Annotated in this window: 21 protein-coding genes; 13 read left to right on the top strand and 8 right to left on the bottom strand. The window is 71.2% G+C overall.

Going from position 1 to position 17,405, the window contains the following annotated elements; genetic code table 11:
- Nucleotides 1–53: 53 nt before the first annotated feature.
- The 13 genes from MWM08_RS04515 to MWM08_RS04575 all read left to right on the top strand — a co-directional run bounded on the left by MWM08_RS04515 (nt 54) and on the right by MWM08_RS04575 (nt 11,313).
- Nucleotides 54–740: a biotin/lipoate--protein ligase family protein gene (locus MWM08_RS04515; RefSeq protein ID WP_244458282.1), complete on the top strand. Its 687-nt coding sequence runs from the start codon at nt 54–56 to the stop codon at nt 738–740.
- Nucleotides 737–1,282 carry a DUF6505 family protein gene (locus tag MWM08_RS04520; RefSeq protein ID WP_244458283.1) on the top strand — a complete coding sequence of 182 codons (546 nt, stop codon included), beginning with the start codon at nt 737–739 and terminating at the stop codon, nt 1,280–1,282. The genes MWM08_RS04515 and MWM08_RS04520 overlap by 4 nt, the downstream gene beginning before the upstream one ends.
- Entirely contained in the window at nt 1,279–2,319 is a 1,041-nt protein-coding gene (locus MWM08_RS04525) for a DUF6352 family protein (protein WP_244458284.1), read from the top strand. The genes MWM08_RS04520 and MWM08_RS04525 overlap by 4 nt, the downstream gene beginning before the upstream one ends.
- Nucleotides 2,316–2,828 carry a DUF3305 domain-containing protein gene (locus tag MWM08_RS04530; RefSeq protein WP_244458285.1) on the top strand — a complete coding sequence of 171 codons (513 nt, stop codon included), beginning with the start codon at nt 2,316–2,318 and terminating at the stop codon, nt 2,826–2,828. Before MWM08_RS04525 ends, MWM08_RS04530 begins: the two co-directional genes overlap by 4 nt.
- Nucleotides 2,825–3,547 (top strand): DUF3306 domain-containing protein, encoded by a 723-nt coding sequence (locus MWM08_RS04535; RefSeq protein ID WP_244458286.1) that lies wholly within the window; start codon nt 2,825–2,827, stop codon nt 3,545–3,547. The genes MWM08_RS04530 and MWM08_RS04535 overlap by 4 nt, the downstream gene beginning before the upstream one ends.
- 100 nt (nt 3,548–3,647) lie before the next feature.
- A complete protein-coding gene (locus MWM08_RS04540) occupies nt 3,648–4,250 on the top strand; it encodes a TorD/DmsD family molecular chaperone (protein ID WP_244458287.1) in 603 nt (200 codons plus the stop codon).
- A 23-nt stretch (nt 4,251–4,273) separates the two neighbouring features.
- Nucleotides 4,274–4,510, top strand: a complete 237-nt coding sequence (locus MWM08_RS04545; protein WP_244458288.1) for a twin-arginine translocation signal domain-containing protein — start codon at nt 4,274–4,276, stop codon at nt 4,508–4,510.
- A gap of 14 nt (nt 4,511–4,524) precedes the next feature.
- On the top strand, nt 4,525–7,461 hold the full coding sequence (locus MWM08_RS04550) for a formate dehydrogenase subunit alpha (protein ID WP_244458289.1): 2,937 nt from the start codon (nt 4,525–4,527) through the stop codon (nt 7,459–7,461).
- Nucleotides 7,462–7,476: 15 nt separating this feature from the next.
- Nucleotides 7,477–8,073, top strand: coding sequence for a formate dehydrogenase FDH3 subunit beta (gene fdh3B / locus MWM08_RS04555; RefSeq protein WP_244458290.1), 597 nt, complete (start codon nt 7,477–7,479; stop codon nt 8,071–8,073).
- A complete protein-coding gene (locus MWM08_RS04560) occupies nt 8,073–9,089 on the top strand; it encodes a formate dehydrogenase subunit gamma (protein ID WP_244458291.1) in 1,017 nt (338 codons plus the stop codon). The genes fdh3B and MWM08_RS04560 overlap by 1 nt, the downstream gene beginning before the upstream one ends.
- Before the next feature lie 68 nt (nt 9,090–9,157).
- Nucleotides 9,158–9,688: a molybdopterin-guanine dinucleotide biosynthesis protein B gene (mobB, locus tag MWM08_RS04565; protein ID WP_244458292.1), complete on the top strand. Its 531-nt coding sequence runs from the start codon at nt 9,158–9,160 to the stop codon at nt 9,686–9,688.
- Complete coding sequence (locus tag MWM08_RS04570; RefSeq protein WP_244458293.1) at nt 9,689–10,966, top strand: molybdopterin molybdotransferase MoeA; 1,278 nt, start codon at nt 9,689–9,691, stop codon at nt 10,964–10,966. It begins immediately after the preceding gene.
- Nucleotides 10,966–11,313, top strand: coding sequence for a hypothetical protein (locus MWM08_RS04575; protein ID WP_244458294.1), 348 nt, complete (start codon nt 10,966–10,968; stop codon nt 11,311–11,313). Before MWM08_RS04570 ends, MWM08_RS04575 begins: the two co-directional genes overlap by 1 nt.
- 92 nt (nt 11,314–11,405) lie before the next feature.
- On the opposite strand, the gene MWM08_RS04580 is transcribed toward MWM08_RS04575, so the two are convergent.
- The 8 genes from MWM08_RS04580 to ftsY are packed head-to-tail and all read right to left on the bottom strand — an operon-like array spanning nt 11,406 to nt 17,135.
- Entirely contained in the window at nt 11,406–12,449 is a 1,044-nt protein-coding gene (locus tag MWM08_RS04580; protein ID WP_244458295.1) for a C45 family peptidase, read from the bottom strand.
- 8 nt (nt 12,450–12,457) lie between these two features.
- Nucleotides 12,458–12,583: a hypothetical protein gene (locus MWM08_RS26290; protein WP_255751386.1), complete on the bottom strand. Its 126-nt coding sequence runs from the start codon at nt 12,581–12,583 to the stop codon at nt 12,458–12,460.
- Nucleotides 12,584–12,603: 20 nt separating this feature from the next.
- Nucleotides 12,604–13,254, bottom strand: a complete 651-nt coding sequence (gene mobA / locus MWM08_RS04585; RefSeq protein WP_244458296.1) for a molybdenum cofactor guanylyltransferase MobA — start codon at nt 13,252–13,254, stop codon at nt 12,604–12,606.
- A complete protein-coding gene (locus tag MWM08_RS04590; RefSeq protein WP_244458297.1) occupies nt 13,241–14,131 on the bottom strand; it encodes a formate dehydrogenase accessory sulfurtransferase FdhD in 891 nt (296 codons plus the stop codon). Before MWM08_RS04590 ends, mobA begins: the two co-directional genes overlap by 14 nt.
- A gap of 45 nt (nt 14,132–14,176) precedes the next feature.
- Nucleotides 14,177–14,782, bottom strand: coding sequence for a C39 family peptidase (locus MWM08_RS04595; protein WP_244458298.1), 606 nt, complete (start codon nt 14,780–14,782; stop codon nt 14,177–14,179).
- A complete protein-coding gene (locus tag MWM08_RS04600) occupies nt 14,779–15,576 on the bottom strand; it encodes a creatininase family protein (protein WP_244458299.1) in 798 nt (265 codons plus the stop codon). The genes MWM08_RS04595 and MWM08_RS04600 overlap by 4 nt, the downstream gene beginning before the upstream one ends.
- A gap of 25 nt (nt 15,577–15,601) precedes the next feature.
- Nucleotides 15,602–16,168, bottom strand: a complete 567-nt coding sequence (locus tag MWM08_RS04605) for a peroxidase-related enzyme (RefSeq protein WP_244458300.1) — start codon at nt 16,166–16,168, stop codon at nt 15,602–15,604.
- 28 nt (nt 16,169–16,196) lie between these two features.
- Nucleotides 16,197–17,135 (bottom strand): signal recognition particle-docking protein FtsY, encoded by a 939-nt coding sequence (gene ftsY / locus MWM08_RS04610; RefSeq protein WP_423816065.1) that lies wholly within the window; start codon nt 17,133–17,135, stop codon nt 16,197–16,199.
- Nucleotides 17,136–17,405: the final 270 nt, after the last annotated feature.

A 17,405-nucleotide genomic window follows, 5' to 3' on the forward strand; every position in this document is an offset into this window, starting at 1 on the left:
GCTTCGGGGTCGGGCGCATATATGCCGGGTCGCACAATGATACGAGGGAGCGCGTGTCCGAGGGCCTGCCCGACCTGCCGAGCGTCTTCACCCCCATCATCGCCTTGCGCGAGGGCGGAGACGCGATGACGCGCGCGGTGGCCGAGGCACCGCAGCACGGCGCGGGCACGCTGGTCTGGGCCAGGTCCTGGGCGCGGATCGAGGCCGCGGTCGTGCTGGAACCCGAACAGCCGCTGTCGGCCGCGCGCGCTGCGCTGCTGGCCGCTATGGTGGCCTTCGCCGATGCCGCCGGCGCGCTCGGCCCGCCCGAGGTGCCGCTGACCTTCGACTGGCCGGTCGGCATCCGCGTCAATGGCGGCCTGGTCGGCGCCGCGCGCCTCGCGACCCCGCCCGGCTGCGCCGATTCTGAGGTGCCCGACTGGGTCGTGGTCGGCATCGAGGCCGCCTTCGCCGCATCCGACCAGGATCCCGGCCGCGACCCCGGCCGCACCACATTGTTCGAGGAAGGCTACGCCGACACCACGCCAGCCGAAATGACCGCCGCCTGGGCGCGCCACCTCATGGCGACGCTCGCCGACTGGCAGGCGCGCGGGTTTCGCGTGATGGCGGAACGCTACCTGGCGCGGCTCGACCCCGCGATCGGCGCGGGCGGGCGGCGCGGCATCGACCCTGCGACCGGCGCGCTGGTGCTCGACCAGGGCGGGCAGCGCGAACACCGCGCCTTGCAGGTGGCGGCATGAAGTTGCTGCGCACCATCCGGCTCGACCCTTCCGACGCGCTGGTGTTCCCGCGCGCGGCCGAACCCGGCGAATGGGCCGTGCCCGGCGGCTTCTGCTTCTGGGACGACGACGTGGCCGTGCTCGAGGGCAAGCGACGCCAGGCCTTCCGCGCGGGGTTCCTGGGCCTGTCCTCCTTCGGGTGGTCCACGCTAGTGCAGGTGGTCACCGCCACGCCGGCGCAGCACGAGGCGGCCGTGGGGGCGCTGGCAGCGCATATCCGCAGCACGCTCGGCGCACCCGACGATGCCGCGGCGCGCGCAGCGGCCGAGGACGAGATCGCCTTCGCGCAATCGCTCTGCGACCATCCGCCCGGCACGCTCGTGGCCCTCAGCCGCAGCCTCGACGGCGGCGAGGTCCGCGAGCAGTTCCGCACCCTGCACGAACGCCCGCAGGACCATCGCCGCTTCGATGCGCTGCCGGTCTTCGCCGCGGTGGCCGTCGATGGCGAGGAGGAAGCGCCGATCCATCCCGACCTCGCGCGCATGGCGCGGCGCGAACCATGAGCGCCGTGCTTTCGCCCGGCGATTTCTGGGTCGCCGCCGGCCATCACCTGTGTGACGTGGCGGACCACGGCCGCCTGGTCGCGACCGAGGACCTGTGGCGTGCTTTCCTCGCGCGGCCCGAGCTGATCCCGCCCGACGAAGCCTGCGAGGCCGAGCGCGCGCTGCATGCCGCGCTGATGGCCGCGCCGCTGCAATCGGTGGACGCCGCGCGCATCGCCGCTTTGGCGGATGCCGATGCGCAGGAGAATTTCACGCAGTTCCTGGCCTTCCGCGATCGCGTCGCGGCCCATCCCACGCTCGAGGCCGCCTGGGTCGCGCTGTATCGCGAGGGTGTCGCGGGCATTCCGCCGATCCTGCTGCAGATGCTCACGCACCTGGTCGCGCGTGCCGCACTCGAGGGCGAGGGCGATCCCTTTGCACTGCGCGCCGGCGAACTGCTGTTCCGCACGCAGCGCGCCGGCATCCACCAGGGCGCGACGCTGCTCGCGGACGAGGAAGTGGTCGATATGCGCGGCCGCGACGGCGGCTTTGGCGCGCTCGGGCAATTGCTGGTGGAAGCCGGCGCGCCGCCGCGCGAGGTCGAGATCGACGTGCTGAACGACGGCAATGCGCACCTCTATCACGGCCGGTCCGACGCACACGACTTCGCTCTCGACATCGCCGAGGGGCGCGCGGGTGCCGCGGGCATCGCGCGCATGCTGGAACGCTTCATCCGACATCTGTTCGGCGAGGAGGTCGCGATCCGCGCGGTGCCGGTCATCGAGGACCGCGACTGGAGCTGGCATGTCGGCCTGGATGCCGAGGCGACGTCGATCGCGAACGACCTGTGGCACGGGAAGAAGGTGCGGCAGGAACGCCTCGCGCGCATCCTGTGGCTCGGCGTGCTGGAGTTCCGCGACGCATCGCGCGTGCTGCCGCGCGTCGCGGGCCGGCCGGTGTATCTGGCGCTGGCGATGGATGCGGCGAACCGGGTGCGCATGAAGCCGCAGAACCTGGTCGCCGGGCTGCCGCTGGTCGCGCGGGAGGACGCCGCATGACGCTGGAAGTGCCCGGCACCGTGCGCGTCGAGGTCGGCGTGGTGGTCGAACGCCGCCCCGGCGTGACGCCCTGGGCCGAGCACGCCTGGCAACCGCGCGAGGTGCTCGAGGACTTCCCCGACGCGCCCCCCTGGACCGTGCTGCGCGAGGAGGCCGGCCGCACGCTGTTCCTGGCCGGTCGCGCCGAGGTCGCGCTGCACCCGACCGACACCGACAACTACATTCACAACCTCGAACAGGATCCGCCGCGCGTGTGGGTGCTGCTGCGCCCGGTCGCGACCGCGCCCGGCTATGCGCTGCAGGCCGTGACCGTCGATGCGGGTGAGGCGCAGCTCTACGCCGAATCCGGCACCGACCTGCTCGAGGCCCTGCCCATGCCGCCCCGCCTGCGCCTGCTGGTCGAACGCTTCGTGGCCGAACACCACAAGCAGCGCGAATTCCACAAGCGCAAGCGCGACCGCGCGGATACGGAGGCGCTCGGCCGCCGGTCGCGGGTGGACGATCCATGAGCGACGAAGGCTTCCTCTCCCGCTGGTCGCGCCGCAAGCGCGCGGCGGAGGCGGGGCGCGCGCCGGAGGACCCGCAGGCGCGCGACGCCGCGCCTGTCGCCCCGATGCCGGAGCCCCCCGCCATGATCCCGCCTGGTGCCGAGCCTGCGCTCGCGCCGTCGGGGGCGCCGGGCATCCCCGTCCTGCCTCCGGACGCCGCGCAGGACGGTCAGGCCCCGCCGACCGCTGGCACCCCCGCTGCGACCTTCGACCTCGCGAGCCTGCCGTCGATCGACAGCCTGACCGCCGCCACCGACATCCGCGCCTTCCTGCGCAAGGAGGTGCCGGAGGCGCTGAGGCGCGCGGCGCTGCGAAAGGCCTGGTCGCTCGACCCTGCAATCCGCGACTTCGTCGGGCCGGCGGACTATGCCTGGGACTACAATGCGCCGGACGGCGTGCCTGGCGCATCGCTCGACCTGGTCGGCGACGTGCGGGAGATGCTGGCGCAGATCTTCGGCCCGGATACGCCGGCCAAGGACGCGCCGGCGGAGGACGCGGCGACGGCGCAAGAACCGCCGGAACTCGCCGCCGTGCCCGAACTTCAGGCCCAGCCCAGCGCCGGGGCCGCCGCGCCCGAGGCGCCTTCAGTCGCCCTCGCGCCGACACCCGATGATCCCGGGGTGCCCACGGCGACCCCGCCCGAGGCTGCCCGCCGGCATGGATCAGCGCTGCCAAGTTGAGAGGCGTTCGCAATAACTCGCAACGATTTCAGATATTTGAGATGATTTAGCTTTTGGCATAACCTGCGGCCAACGCTGGGAGTGGGAGAACGAGCGCGGCATGTCCGCCCAGGACACATTGGACGTCCGGCCCGACGGCATGACTGTAGAGCGCGCGCGCCTGTTCGCGCTGCTCGGGCGGTTGCTCGTGGCCGCGCCCGATTCGGGTCTGCTGGCGGCCTTGTCCGGGCTGCGCGGCGACGGAACCGCGTTGGGCGAGGGCTATGGCGCGCTGGCCGCAGCCGCGCGTGCGGCGGACCCTGTCTCGGCCGAGCGCGAGTTTCACGATCTGTTCATCGGCCTGGGCCGCGGCGAGGTGCTGCCCTTCGCCTCCTACTACATCACCGGCTTCCTGCACGAACGGCCGCTGGCCGAACTGCGCGGCGACCTCGCGCGCCTCGGGCTCGAACGCACCGAGGGCGTGGCGGAACCGGAAGACCATCTGGGCACCGAGTGCGAGGTCTATGCCGGGCTGCTCTCGGGGAGCTTCGACGGCGGCGCCGCCGAGGCCGAGGCCTTCTTCACCAGGCACCTGCGCCCCTGGGCGGGGCGCGCCTTCGTGGACATCGAGAAGGCCGGCACCGCGCGCTTCTACCGCGCCGTCGGCCGGCTCGGACGCATTGCCATCGAGATCGAGCAGGCGGCCCTCGGGCTGCCGCCATGACGCATGTCGGGGAGAACCAGCACATGAGCACAAGCAACAAGGGCGCGTCCGAGCGCCGCGGCTTCCTGAAGGCGCTGGGCCTGGGCGGTGCGGCCGCCGCGGCCGCCACGGTGGTTGAGGCCGCCGGCCCGATCCGCGCCGACGCCGTGCCCGCGGGCACTGCGCGCAAGGAAAACGAGGCCGATCGCCTCAAGGCCCGCTACCAGCCCAATGCCGCGGGCGTGCAGGCTTTCTACCGCACCAACCGCTACGACGGCTGAGGGGGCGAAGCATCATGCTGATCAAGCGTTCCGAAGCGCGCGCGGGCAAGCAGCGGCTTGCGGCGGCCTATGCCGGGCTGTCCTCGGGCGGGCTCGACCGCCGCAGCTTCCTGAAGCAGGCCGGGGTGACGGGCGTGGGCCTGGCGTCGCTCGGCGCCATTCCGCTGAGCACGGTGCGCCCGGCCGCCGCCGGCCCGGTGAACCACCAGCAGCCTGTCACGCGGGTGAAGAACATCTGCACGCATTGTTCGGTCGGGTGTTCGGTCACCGCCGAGGTGCAGAACGGCGTCTGGGTCGGGCAGGAGCCCACCTGGGACAGCCCGATCAACCGCGGCACGCATTGCGCGAAGGGTGCTTCGGTGCGCGAGCTCGTGCACGGCGACCGGCGCATCAAGTACCCGATGAAGCTGGTGAACGGCCAGTGGACGCGGATGACCTGGGACGCCGCGGTGGCCGAGATCGGCGACAAGCTGATGGCGACGCGCCAGGCCTCGGGCCCTGACAGCGTGTTCTGGCTGGGCAGCGCGAAGTTCTCGAACGAAGGCGCGTACCTGTTCCGCAAGTATGCGGCCTTCTGGGGCACCAACAACGTCGACCACCAGGCGCGCATCTGCCATTCGACGACCGTCGCCGGCGTGGCCAACACCTGGGGCTACGGCGCGCAGACCAATTCCTACAACGACATCCGCAATTCCAAGACCATGATCATCATGGGCGGGAATCCGGCGGAGGCGCATCCGGTCTCGCTGCAGCATGTTCTCTCCGGCAAGGAGATGAACCGCGCGAACATGATCGTGATCGACCCGCGCTTCACGCGCACTGCGGCGCACGCCACGGAATACGTGCGCATCCGCCCGGGCACCGACATCCCGATCATCTGGGGCATGCTCTGGCACATCTTCCAGAACAACTGGGAAGATCGCGAGTTCATCCGCCAGCGCGTCTACGGCATGGACGAGGTCCGCGCCGAAGTCGCGAAGTGGAACCCCGCCGAGGTGCAGCGCGTGACCGGCGTGCCGGAAGCGCAGCTGCGCAAGGTGGCGGAGATGTTCGCCACGCAGAAGCCCGCCACGCTGATCTGGTGCATGGGGGCGACGCAGAAGACCGTCGGCACGGCGAATGTGCGCGCGTACTCGATCCTGCTGCTGGCCACCGGCAACGTGGGCAAGGAAGGCACGGGCGCCAACATCTTCCGCGGCCACTGCAACGTGCAGGGTGCGACCGACTTCGGTCTCGATGTGACCACGCTGCCGGCGTACTACGGCCTCGATGAGAACGCGTGGCGGCACTGGTCGCGCGTGTGGGGCGTGAGCTACGAGAGCATGCTGTCGCGGTTCGACAGCAAGGCCATGATGGAGATGCCCGGCATCCCCACCACGCGCTACTTCGATGCCGTGACCATGCCGGTGAACGCGCAGACGGGCCTCGCGCAGCGCGACAACCTCAAGGCCATGGTGGTGTTCGGGCACGGCGGCAACACCGTCACCCGCATGCCCGAGGCGGTGAAGGGCCTCGAGAAGCTGGACCTGCTGGTGGTGGCGGACCCGCACCCGACCACCTTCGCCGTGCTGTCGGGCAGGAAGGACAACACCTACCTGCTGCCGATCTGCACGCAGTTCGAATGCGACGGGTCGCGCACCGCGTCGAACCGGTCTGTGCAGTGGGGGGCGAAGGTCGTCGACCCGATCTTCGAGAGCAAGAACGACTACGAGGCGCTGTACCGCCTGGCTGGCGCGATCGACGCCGCGGCCGCGCGGCGCAACATGACCTTCCGCATGCAGGAGGAAGTGTTCAAGGGCTTCGAGATCCGCGCCAATGCCCCGGTTGCCGAGAGCATCCTGCGCGAGATCAACCGCGGTGCGATCAGCACCGGCTACACGGGCCAGTCGCCGGAACGCCTGAAGCTGCACATGCAGCACCAGGACAAGTTCGACCTGGTGACACTGCGCGCCAAGGCCGATGCGCCGGCCGAGATCGCCGGCGACTTCTACGGGCTGCCCTGGCCCTGCTGGGGCACGCCCGAGATGCGCCACCCGGGCACGCACATCCTGTACAACACCAACCTGCACGTGAAGCAGGGCGGCGGCACCTTCCGCGCGCGCTTCGGCGTGGAGCGCAACGGGCAGACGCTGCTGGCCGAAGGGTCCTACTCGCAAGGATCGGAGCTGACCGACGGCTATCCCGAATTCACCACCGCGGTGATGGCCCGCCTGGGCTGGGATGCCGAACTGACCGAGGCCGAGAAGGCGTCGATCGCGCGGCAGGGCGGCAGCGCCTCCTGGGCGACCGACCTGTCCATGGGCATCATCCGCGTGACCATGGAACATGGCGTGATGGCCTACGGGAACGCCAAGGCCCGCGCCAATGCCTGGAACCTGCCCGACCCGATCCCGGTGCACCGCGAACCGATCTACACGCCGCGCACCGATCTGATCGCGCAGTACCCGACGCTGCCGGACCGGCGCGCCTTCCGCCTGCCGCATCTGGGGCAGTCGGTGCAGAACCGCGCGAAGGATCTCGCGCCGAACTTCCCCATCATCCTGTCCTCGGGTCGCCTGGTGGAATACGAGGGCGGCGGCGAGGAGACGCGGTCGAACAAGTGGCTGGCCGAGCTCCAGCAGGACATGTTCGTCGAGATCAACCCCGAGGATGCCGGCCCGCGCAATATCCGCGACGGCGCCTGGGTGCTGGTGAACGGCCCCGAGATGCCGCAGGGCAAGGCCGTGCGCGTGAAGGCGATGGTGACCGAGCGCGTCGGCAAGGGGGTCGCCTGGATGCCCTTCCACTTCGCCGGCTGGTTCATGCAGGAGGACCAGCGCAGCAAATACCCGCAGGGCACCGACCCGATCGTGTTGGGTGAATCGGTGAATGCGATCACGACCTATGGCTACGACCCGGTGACCTTCATGCAGGAAACCAAGGTCACGCTCTGTCAGATCCGCGCGGCTTAAGGGGGAGCAAGAACCATGGCCCGCATGAAGTTCCTTCTCGACGCCGAGCGCTGCATCGAATGCAACGCCTGCGTCACTGCGTGCAAGAACGAGCACGAGGTGCCCTGGGGCATCAACCGCCGCCGCGTCGTCACCATCAATGACGGCAAGCCGGGCGAGCGCTCGATCTCGATGGCCTGCATGCACTGCACGGATGCGCCCTGCGCCGCCGTGTGTCCCGTCAGTTGTTTCTACACCACGGCGGATGCCGTGGTGCTGCACGACAAGGACCTGTGCATCGGCTGCGGCTATTGCTTCTACGCCTGCCCCTTCGGCGCGCCGCAGTATCCGCGCGTCGGCAACTTCGGCAGCCGCGGCAAGATGGACAAGTGCACCTACTGCGCCGGCGGCCCGCAGGCCGACAACACCCAGGCCGAATACATCCAGTACGGGTCGAACCGACTGGCCGAGGGCAGCCTGCCGCTGTGTGCCGAGATGTGCAGCACGAAGGCGCTGCTCGCCGGCGACGGCCAGGTGATCGCGCAGATCTACCGCGAGCGCGTGCAGCGGCGCGGCTACGGCTCCGGCGCCTGGGGCTGGCGCACCGCGTACCGCGAGACGGTGGCGATCTGATGCGCGCACTGGTCCTCGCCCTCGCGCTGCTGGTGGCCATGCCTGTGGCTGGCCACGCGCAGACCAACCCGAATGTCAGCGGCACGCCGACCAATCCGACGTCGATGCTGCCCCCCGTGGCCGATGAGCTCGAGGTGCTGAAGGCGCTGCAGGGCGGGCGCGTTGCCGGGCGCATCTCCATCCCGGACCAGCAGGCAGCCAGCCTGATCCAGCCCGGCGGGCGGTCCTGGCGTGACTTCCACAACGTGACGCTCGCCTGGGTCGGCGGCATCGCGGTGCTTGGCATGCTGAGCCTGCTGGTGGTGTTCCGGATGATGAAGGGGCGCATCCCGGTCGAGGGCGGCCTCGCCGGGCGCACCATCCAGCGCTTCAACGGGCTCGAGCGTGCGAACCACTGGATGGTGGCGTCGACCTTCATCATCCTGGCGCTGTCGGGGCTGAACCTGACCTTCGGGCGGCACGTGCTGCTGCCGGTGGTGGGGCCCGAGGCCTTCACCGCGATCAGCCAGTGGGGCAAGTACGCCCACAACTTCCTGGCCTTCCCGTTCACGCTCGGCATCGTCGTGATGCTGCTGCTCTGGGTGAAGGACAACATCCCGAACGGGCGCGACGTGAAGTGGCTCACCTCGGGCGGCGGGCTGGTCGGTGACGGGCATCCGGACAGCGAACGGTTCAACGCCGGGCAGAAGGGTATCTTCTGGATCACGGTGCTGGGCGGCGCGGCCGTGGCCGTGACCGGCTACATGCTGGTGTTCCCGTTCTTCTTCACCGACATCGCGGGCATGCAGCTCAGCCACATCATCCACAGCATCGTCTCGGTGCTGATGATCGCGGTGATGCTGGCGCATATCTACATCGGGTCGATCGGCATGGAGGGCGCGTCCGACGCCATGACGACCGGCCAGGTGGACCTGAACTGGGCCAAGCAGCACCACAACCTGTGGGTCGAGAAGGAAATGGCGAAGGGTCGCGGCGCCACGCCGCCCGCCGGCGCACAGGCTGCCGGCGGCGATTGACCGCGCCCGCACCGGACCGCATGACGGGCGCGCGGCGGGAGCCGGGCGCCCGTTCCGCTTTGTCGGGGATGAACGACGTGACGCGCATCATCGGCCTGGCCGGCTGGTCCGGCGCGGGCAAGACCACGCTGATGGTGAAGCTGCTGCCGGCGCTGATCGCGTGGGGTGTGCGGGTCTCCACGCTGAAGCACGCGCATCACCGCTTCGATGTCGATGTGCCGGGCAAGGATTCGTTTGAACATCGCCGGGCCGGCGCGTCGCAGGTGATGGTGGCGTCCGGCGTGCGCTGGGCGCTGATGACGGAACTGCGCACCGCACGCGAACCGGCGCTGCCCGAACTGCTCGCGCGCATGGATCCGGTCGACCTGGTGATCGTCGAGGGCTTCAAGCGCGACGCGCACCCGAAGATCGAGGTGCACCGCGCCGCCAACGGCAAGCCGTGGATGCATCCGGAGATGCCGGGCATCGTGGCCGTCGCGTCCGACATCGCGCCGCCCTACGACCTGCCGCGCGCGGGCCTCGATGATGTCGCGGCGATCGCCGAACTCGTGCTGGCCCATGCCGCGCCCGTCGACACCATCGCCTGGCAGGGGGGCTGAATGGCGCAGCTCAGCGACGACTGCTTCGCCTTCGGCGGCGCGCTGATGTCGGTGGAGGACGCGCAGGCGTTGATCGCCGCGCGCGTGCCCGCCGCCACCGGCGAGGACATCGTGCCGCTCGCGGCGGCGCGCGGCCGCGTGCTGGCGCGGGACCTGGTTGCGCCGATCCCACTGCCGCCCTTCTTCAACGCTGCGGTGGATGGCTGGGCCTTCCGCCATTCGGACCTCGACGCCGGCGCGCCGACGCGGCTGCGCGAAACCGGGCGCGTGCCGGCCGGTCACGCCGCCGCGCTGCCGGTCGGTGGGCAGGAGGCGCTGCGCGTCTTCACGGGCGCGCCGATGCCCCCGGGCACCGATACCTGCGTCATGCAGGAGGACGTGCAGCGCGACGGCGACACTGTGCTGGTGCCGCCGGGCCTGAAGCGCGGCGCCAATGCGCGCCCGGCGGGCGAGGACGTGGCGCTGGGCAGCACGGCGCTGGCTGCGGGGCGTGTGCTCGGGCCGGCGGAGATCGGGCTGGCGGCGGCGTTGGGTCAGGCGCGCCTGGCGGTGCGGCCGCTGCCGCGTGTCGGTGTCTTCTCGACCGGCGACGAACTCGCGCCACCCGGCGCGCCGCTGCGCGCGGCGCAGACGCATGACAGCAACCGCTTCACCCTGCTCGCGATGCTGGCAGGCCTGCCTTGCGTCGCCAGCGACCTCGGCATCCTGCCAGATGATGCGGTGCGCACCGCGGCCGCGCTGGCGGAGGCCGCGCGCGATCACGACCTGCTGCTGACCAGCGGCGGGGTTTCGACCGGCGAGGAGGACCATGTCCGTGCCGCGATCGAGGCCGGCGGATCGCTCGTGTTCTGGCGGCTCGCGGTGAAGCCCGGACGGCCGGCGGCAATGGGCGTCCTGCCGAAGGCAGGCGGGGATTTTCGTGCCGGCGGGACGCCGGTGGTCGGCCTGCCGGGCAATCCCGTCGCGGCCGTCGTGTGCTTCCTGCACCTGGCGCGGCCGCTGCTGCTGCGGCTTGCTGGCGCGGCGGACCGGCCGCTGCCGCGCTATGGCGCGGTGGCGGGCTTCGACTACCGCAAGAAGGCCGGGCGGCGGGAATATGTGCGCGTCACGCTGCGCACCGAGGGCGGCGCGACGCGCGCGGAAAAATTTCCGCGCGAGGGGGCGGGGCTGCTGTCCTCCCTCACGCAATCCGACGGCTTCGCGGAATTGCCGGAGGAGGTCACGCGCGTGGCACCCGGCGATGCGGTCACGGTGCTGCCCTTCGCGGGCATGTTGTAGTGGACGGCGCCGCGGCGGGGCTGGTGCTGTGCCTGTTCGGCGCGGTGCTGGCGCGGCGCGACCTGCGCGGCATCGTCCGGCGCCTGACCTGGCGCCGCGCCATGGCGACCATTCGCTTCGAGCCGGGCCCGTCCTGGCGCATCGATTACATGCTGGCGGACGGCGTGCCGGTCAGCGTCGTGACGCGCGACCTCCGCCTGCTGGCACGGCGCGAGGGCGATGGGCCGGTGACGCTGCTGGTGGACCCGCGCGCGCCGGGACGGGTGGACCTGCCGGGACGGCCTGGGCTTGGCCTGGCCTGCGGGGCGTGGCTGGTGGGGCTCGGCCTGGTCGCGCTGCTGCGATAGGTCCCGCGCGAGTGCGTGCCGGCCCCGCACGTGGTGGCCGCCGTCGCATGTTCGGCCATTGCTGCGCGGGCAGGGCGGCCCTTGGCGCGGTGTCAGGCGGGTTCGACGACGCGATCGGCGATCGTCAGCGGCTCGCTCACGCGCCGCTCACCCTCGTGCGCGACCAGTTCGACGCGGCCCTCGGCCGGGCGCAACACCGCCGCCAGCCGCGTGCCGTGGTTCAGCAGCGGCGGCTCCAGCCAGGCGAAGCCGTCGGGCACCGTCCCCTGGGCGACCAGCGCTGCCATGCGTTCGGCGCGCGGTGCGCTTTCGATCCACCGAGGCGCCCCCGGCAGGTCCACCGACTGCCAGTGGTTCGCGGCCGCCAGCCCCGGGCCGTGGCGGACCGCGGTCTGGTCGCGTGCGCGCTCGATCACGGCGGCCTGGCCGGGCTGCGTGCCCGCCAGCGTGAAGGTCACCGCGGCGGCCAGCGGCGTGTCGCGCAACATCGCCAGCGCGGTCGCGTAATCCGGTGCGGTGTCGCAGGCGATGCGCAGCAGGTGGGCCGGCGGCAGCGCGCGGCGGCGCCACGTGGCAGGGCGCGAGGCCGCCCAATCCGCCAGCAGCCCCGCCTTGCGGAACCCGTGCCGGCGCGCTGCCGCACCCGCGCGCGTCAGTGGCAGCGGCGGCTGGTTGATGGCGATGGCGAAGCGCCCGGGCGCAAAGCCAGTGATCGCCCCCGCCAGGCCAGGCCAGCCGATGTTGAGCCAATGGCCCGCGGGGCCGGACTGGCGGATGACGCAGAGCGTCTCCCCCAGCCCCGCCAGGTTGCCCCAGTCGAGCACGCGCAGCAGCGTCGGGGCCGGCGCGTCCAGCACGCCGCAGGTGCAGCCCCATTCGAAGGAGAGGTTCAGCAGGTAGGCGCCCGGCCCGCCGATACTGGCAGCGACGGCGGCGACCTCCTTGGCCAGGGGCGAGGCATTCCGCGCGAGCCATCGGCGCGACAGCGCATCGCCCAGCGAGAGCCCGACGGCGCCGTATTGCCGCCGCGCGGCCTGCAGGATTGCGGCGGTGTCCTCCGCCTGCGCCACGGCGGCGAAGGCGGCTGGGTGCTCCGCACGGCGCGCATCCACCAGCGGGATGCGCCGCAGCGCCATGCTAGGGGCTACAGGCGCGCGCCAGTCGTGGTGAAGGCGGTCTCGGCGGTGCGCTGCACCTTGCTGTCGAGCACCAGGGCGGCGCCGCTGGCGATGGCAACGGCGATGATGATGCCGGCGAAAATGGCCTTCATGCGTGCGAGCTCCCTCAGCTTTACCTTGCCTTGTCTATGGCGTTCGGCGGGGTGGTTTGCAACAGCGGCAGCAGGGTTTCCGCGGTGGCGAGGTCCTCGGGCGCATTGGCGTTGAAGAAGGGATCGACGGGCTGGTCGGGCCAGGTGGCCTCCGCGCAGCCATGCCGCGCCGTCCAGCGGTCGATCTTGCGTTCGCCGGCCAGCAGTGCGGCGCGCAGGTCCTCGCGCAGGGCCACGGGCCACAGCCCGATCGGCGGGTGCGCGTGCCCCCCGGACCGGGCGCAGGCCAACGGAACGCCGCGTGTCGCGCGCGCGGCGTGCAGGCGCGCCGCCAGGTCCATCGGGATGAAGGGGGAATCGCCCGGTACCGACACCACCCAGGGCAGGTCCGGCCGGTCCGTCGCGGCCCAGTCCAACGCCGCGAGGATGCCGGCGAGCGGGCCCGGATGGTCGGGCAGCCCATCCGCGACGACCGGCAGCCCATGGACGGCGAAGCGCGCCGGGTCGCCATTCGCGTTGATGGTGCACGCGGCGACCTGTGGCGCGAGGCGTGCCAGCACATGGTCCAGCATCGGCACGCCGCCGAGCAGCCGTAGCGGTTTGTCGCCGCCGCCCATCCGCCGCGCCAGGCCGCCGGCCAGCACCACGCCGAGCGTGTCAGCCCTCGTCATTCGCCATCGCCTCGGCGCTGTTCTTGCGCCAGTGCTTCGCGGATTCCTCCGGCACGTAGGCCAGGTCGGCGTCGAAGACGATGCGGTCCTGCCCGGCAAGTGCCACGAAGCGCTTGCCCTTGCAGCGGCCGATCAGCGTGAGGCCGGCTTCACGCGCGAGTTCCACGCCCCAGGCGGTGAAGCCGGATCGCGAGACCAGGATCGGAATGGCCATGCGCACGGTCTTGATGACCATCTCCGAGGTCAGGCGGCCCGTCGTGTAGAAGATCTTGTCGTCGGGGGTTTCGCGCTCGCGGAACATCCAGCCGGCGATCTTGTCCACCGCGTTGTGGCGGCCGACATCCTCCATGTAGACGATCGGCTCGTCGCGCACGCACAGCGCGCAGCCGTGGATGGCGCCAGCTTCCAGGTAGAGCGTCGGCAGCGTGTTGATCCGGTGCAGCAGGCGGTACAGCCACGACGTGCGCAGCTCGGTCTTCGCGAGGCGCACCTGCGCGAAGCCGTCCATCAAATCACCGAAGGCGGTGCCCTGCGCGCAGCCGGAGGTGAGCGTCTTCTTGCGCAGCTTCTCCTCGAAATCGGTGCGCTCGGGCGTGCGGACGATGACCACGCCGAGGTCGTCGTCGTAGTCCACGCCGGTCACCACGGCGTCCGGCTTCAGCATGCCCTGGTTCAGCAGGTAGCCGAGGGCAAGGTCCTCCGGGCGATCGAGGATGGTCATCATCGTCACGATCTCCTGCCCGTTCAGATACAGGGTGAGCGGGCGTTCGACGGTGACGGAGGTCTCGATCGGCTGGCCGGTGTGGTCGATGCCGGCGACGCGACGCGTCAGGCGCGGGTCGGTGGGGTCGGGCTGGACGCGGAGCGGCTGTTCCATGGGCGGGAGATGGGGGAAACGGCTGGCCCGCACAAGCGGGGCGGATCAGGCGCGCGGCAGCAGGATCCCGCGCCCGGCATAGAAGCGCGCAAAGCGTTCCAGCGGTACGCGCGCATCGTGCTGCGATGCGGCGGTGTCGCCGGAGGGGTTGTGCAACCGCAGCGCCTCGCCCTCGGTGCCGAAGACCAGCACCAGGTGCCCGCCGCGGCCGGGCGGGTCGCGCTCCGGCCAGCGGATCGCCGGATGCACCGAGGCGATGAACATCCCGCCGTCCGCGACCAACGCCGGGATGTCGCCCGCCGCCACGTCCACGCGCACCTCGGCGGCGATGCCATGCGCCTCGCGCAGCCAGGCCACGGCGGGCGCGTAGATCAGGCCGCGGATGCCGCCATCGGGCTGCACCACGTAACCTCCGCGCGTGGTCAGTTCGCGCGCCAGGTCGAAGGCGCGCGGCGGCGTGATGCCGCGCGCCGCCAGCGCCATGCGCAGGCAGGCCACGCCGCACAGATGGTCCGCCCAGCGCGCGTAGTCCGCCGCCCCCGCGGCGCCGGAGCGAGGCCAGAGCGGATCATCCTCGGCTCGCAGCGCGCCCGACAGGATATCGCCGATGCGCCCGGCCGATTCCCACTGGCCGAAGAACGGCGGGATCACCGCTTCCCTTGCGCCCGCCCGCGCGCCCAGACGTCGTCGGGCGGCGACCAGTTGGTAGTGTCGCGCAATTCGCGCGCCAGCCCCTCCGCCATGGCTTCGAAGATCGCCTTGCCCTTCTCCGCCGTCGCGGCGCGCGCATCGCCGCGCACGCCGGTGACCGGTGCGCGTTCGCTGAACGACCAGAAGCGCGACGACACCTGCTGCCCGGCATCGAAATTCCCGGGCGACACGGAATTCGCGATCTCCTCCATGCGCACCTGCGACGGGTCGAGGTGCAGCCACAGGCTCGTCTCGGCCTCGCAGGCGTGGTGCATCGCCTTCTGCGCGGTGAGTGCGGCGGCGATGGCGGCGGGCGCGACCTTGGTGACCGTCGTGGTCAACACCGGGATGCCGAATTCATGCGCCAACTCGCGCGCGGACACCGCCAGCGGGTCGATGTTGCCGCCATGGCTGTTGAACAGCATGACCTTCGAGAAGCCATCCGCCAGCAACGACTTCACGATGCAGCGCAGCACCGCGGCGAAGGTCGCGTAGTCCAGGCTGATCGTGCCGCCGAAGGGGAAGTGGTGTTCCGACAGGCCGAGCCACATCGGCGGCGTGACCACCGCCGGCAGGTCGGCGCAGAGCTCCGCCGCGCGGACCGACACCGAATGGCCGATGAAGGAATCTGTCCAGACCGGCAGGTGCGGGCCGTGCTGCTCAAGGCTTGCGACCGGCACCACCACCACGGCATTCCGTTCGGCCAGCGCGCGCAGCTGCGGCGCGGTCAGGCGTTCCCAGCGGACTTCGGTCATCATCCCCTCCCCATGGCGTCCGCGTTCAGCCGCGGCCCATCGCATAGAATTCGTTGTTCGGGCGCAGGCTGCTCACGTTGGCCAGCCGGTTGGACATGCCGAAGAAGGCGGCGATGGCCGCGATGTCCCAGATCGCCTCGTCGTCGAAGCCGGCGGCGCGCATCGCGTCGTGGTCGGCGTCGTTCACCTCGTTCGCTCGATCGGTCACCTTCATGGCGAAGTCCAGCATGGCGCGCTGCTTGTCGGTGATGTCGGCCTTGCGCCAGTTGGCGGCGACCTGGTCGGCGATCAGCGGGTTCTTGGCACGGATGCGCAGGATGGCGCCGTGTGCCACCACGCAATACTGGCACTGGTTGCGGGAGGAGACGGCGACCACGATCATCTCGCGTTCCGCCTTCGACAGCCCCTCGGCCTTGTCCATGAGCGTGTCGTGATAGGCCATGAAGGCGCGGAATTCCGCCGGGCGGTGCGCCAGCATCAGGAAGACGTTAGGGATGAAGCCGGACTTCTCCTGCACCGTCAGGATGCGGGTGCGGATGTCCTCGGGCAGCGTGGCGATATCGGGGATGGGCGTGCGGGCGATCGGCGTCATGCGGCGGACCATCGGCCCGCGGCGGGAATCAGTCCAGCCCCAGCAGCCCGCGCGCGAAGTCGCGCGCTTCGAATGGGCGCAGGTCCTCGGCCTTCTCGCCGACGCCGACCACATGTACGGGCAGCGCGAAGTCCTGCGCCAGCGCGACCACCACGCCGCCCTTGGCGGAGCCATCGAGCTTGGTCACCGCCAGGCCGGTGACGTCGACCATTTCCTTGAACACCTTCACCTGCTGCACGGCGTTCTGGCCGGTCGTGGCGTCCAGCACCAGCAGCACGGAATGCGGCGCGCTCTCGTCCACGCGGCGGATGATGCGGACGACCTTCCGCAGTTCTTCCATCAGCGCGGTTTTGTTGTGCAGCCGCCCGGCGGTATCGACCAGCAGCACATCGAGGCCCTCGGCGCGCGCCGTGGTCAGCGCATCGAAGGCGAGGCCCGCGGCGTCGGCCCCGGGCTTCGCGGGGGGGAAGAAGCGCGCGCCGGTGCGATCGGCCCAGACCTGCAGCTGCTCGACCGCGGCGGCGCGGAAGGTGTCGCCGGCGACCATGCCGGCGCGCAGCCCCTGGTCGCGATACTGCTTGCCGAGCTTGGCGATGGTGGTGGTTTTGCCGGTGCCGTTCACGCCGACCACGAGCACGACATGCGGCGCGCGGGCGCGGTCGATGGCCAGCGGCGTGGCGACCGGCGCCAGGATCGCGGCGATTTCCTCGGCCAGCGTCGCCTTCACTTCCTCGTCGGTGACTTCCTTGCCGAAGCGGGTGCGGCGGAACGCCTCGACGATGCGTGAGGACGCCGCGACGCCGAGATCGGCGGCGATCAGCGTCTCCTCGAGCTCCTCCAGCGCGGCGTCGTCCAGCTTGCGCTTGGTGAAGACCGCCGTGACGCTCTCGGTGAGCTTGGCGGTCGAACGCGACAGCCCGGCCTTGAGTCGAGAAAACCAGCCCTGACGGGCTGGTTCCTCGGCGATGGTCGGCGGGGCTTCGAGTGGCGGAAGCTGCGCTGGGGGCGGCAGTTCCACCGGCGGGGGGTCACCCGGCGGCTCCCGGTAGGGCGGTGGGGTTTCCGCCGGGCGATCGGGAGTCGGGTCCTCGATCGGCGGCGGCGGTGCCGCGGGGGGTTCCGGCGGGCGCGGGGGTGCCTCCGGCGGCGGGGGTGGCTGGGGCGGGTCGTCCCGCTGCGGTTCGGGCGGCGGGCCGGGCTGGGCGGGGTCGCTGCCGCGCAGCCGGGACCAGAGTGC

The sequence above is a fragment of the Roseomonas fluvialis genome (assembly GCF_022846615.1).
Classification (GTDB): Bacteria; Pseudomonadota; Alphaproteobacteria; order Acetobacterales; family Acetobacteraceae; genus Neoroseomonas; species Neoroseomonas fluvialis.

Bases quoted from the DNA above. Each gene is read 5' to 3' on its own strand.
- MWM08_RS04520 (WP_244458283.1), top strand. From the start codon at position 737: ATGAAGTTGCTGCGCACCATCCGGCTCGACCCTTCCGACGCGCTGGTG.
- MWM08_RS04525 (WP_244458284.1), top strand. From the start codon at position 1,279: ATGAGCGCCGTGCTTTCGCCCGGCGATTTCTGGGTCGCCGCCGGCCAT.
- MWM08_RS04530 (WP_244458285.1), top strand. From the start codon at position 2,316: ATGACGCTGGAAGTGCCCGGCACCGTGCGCGTCGAGGTCGGCGTGGTG.
- MWM08_RS04535 (WP_244458286.1), top strand. From the start codon at position 2,825: ATGAGCGACGAAGGCTTCCTCTCCCGCTGGTCGCGCCGCAAGCGCGCG.
- MWM08_RS04540 (WP_244458287.1), top strand. From the start codon at position 3,648: ATGTCCGCCCAGGACACATTGGACGTCCGGCCCGACGGCATGACTGTA.
- MWM08_RS04545 (WP_244458288.1), top strand. From the start codon at position 4,274: ATGAGCACAAGCAACAAGGGCGCGTCCGAGCGCCGCGGCTTCCTGAAG.
- MWM08_RS04550 (WP_244458289.1), top strand. From the start codon at position 4,525: ATGCTGATCAAGCGTTCCGAAGCGCGCGCGGGCAAGCAGCGGCTTGCG.
- fdh3B (WP_244458290.1), top strand. From the start codon at position 7,477: ATGGCCCGCATGAAGTTCCTTCTCGACGCCGAGCGCTGCATCGAATGC.
- MWM08_RS04560 (WP_244458291.1), top strand. From the start codon at position 8,073: ATGCGCGCACTGGTCCTCGCCCTCGCGCTGCTGGTGGCCATGCCTGTG.
- mobB (WP_244458292.1), top strand. From the start codon at position 9,158: ATGAACGACGTGACGCGCATCATCGGCCTGGCCGGCTGGTCCGGCGCG.
- MWM08_RS04570 (WP_244458293.1), top strand. From the start codon at position 9,689: ATGGCGCAGCTCAGCGACGACTGCTTCGCCTTCGGCGGCGCGCTGATG.
- MWM08_RS04580 (WP_244458295.1), bottom strand. From the start codon at position 12,449: ATGGCGCTGCGGCGCATCCCGCTGGTGGATGCGCGCCGTGCGGAGCAC.
- MWM08_RS26290 (WP_255751386.1), bottom strand. From the start codon at position 12,583: ATGAAGGCCATTTTCGCCGGCATCATCATCGCCGTTGCCATCGCCAGC.
- mobA (WP_244458296.1), bottom strand. From the start codon at position 13,254: ATGACGAGGGCTGACACGCTCGGCGTGGTGCTGGCCGGCGGCCTGGCG.
- MWM08_RS04590 (WP_244458297.1), bottom strand. From the start codon at position 14,131: ATGGAACAGCCGCTCCGCGTCCAGCCCGACCCCACCGACCCGCGCCTG.
- MWM08_RS04600 (WP_244458299.1), bottom strand. From the start codon at position 15,576: ATGACCGAAGTCCGCTGGGAACGCCTGACCGCGCCGCAGCTGCGCGCG.
- MWM08_RS04605 (WP_244458300.1), bottom strand. From the start codon at position 16,168: ATGACGCCGATCGCCCGCACGCCCATCCCCGATATCGCCACGCTGCCC.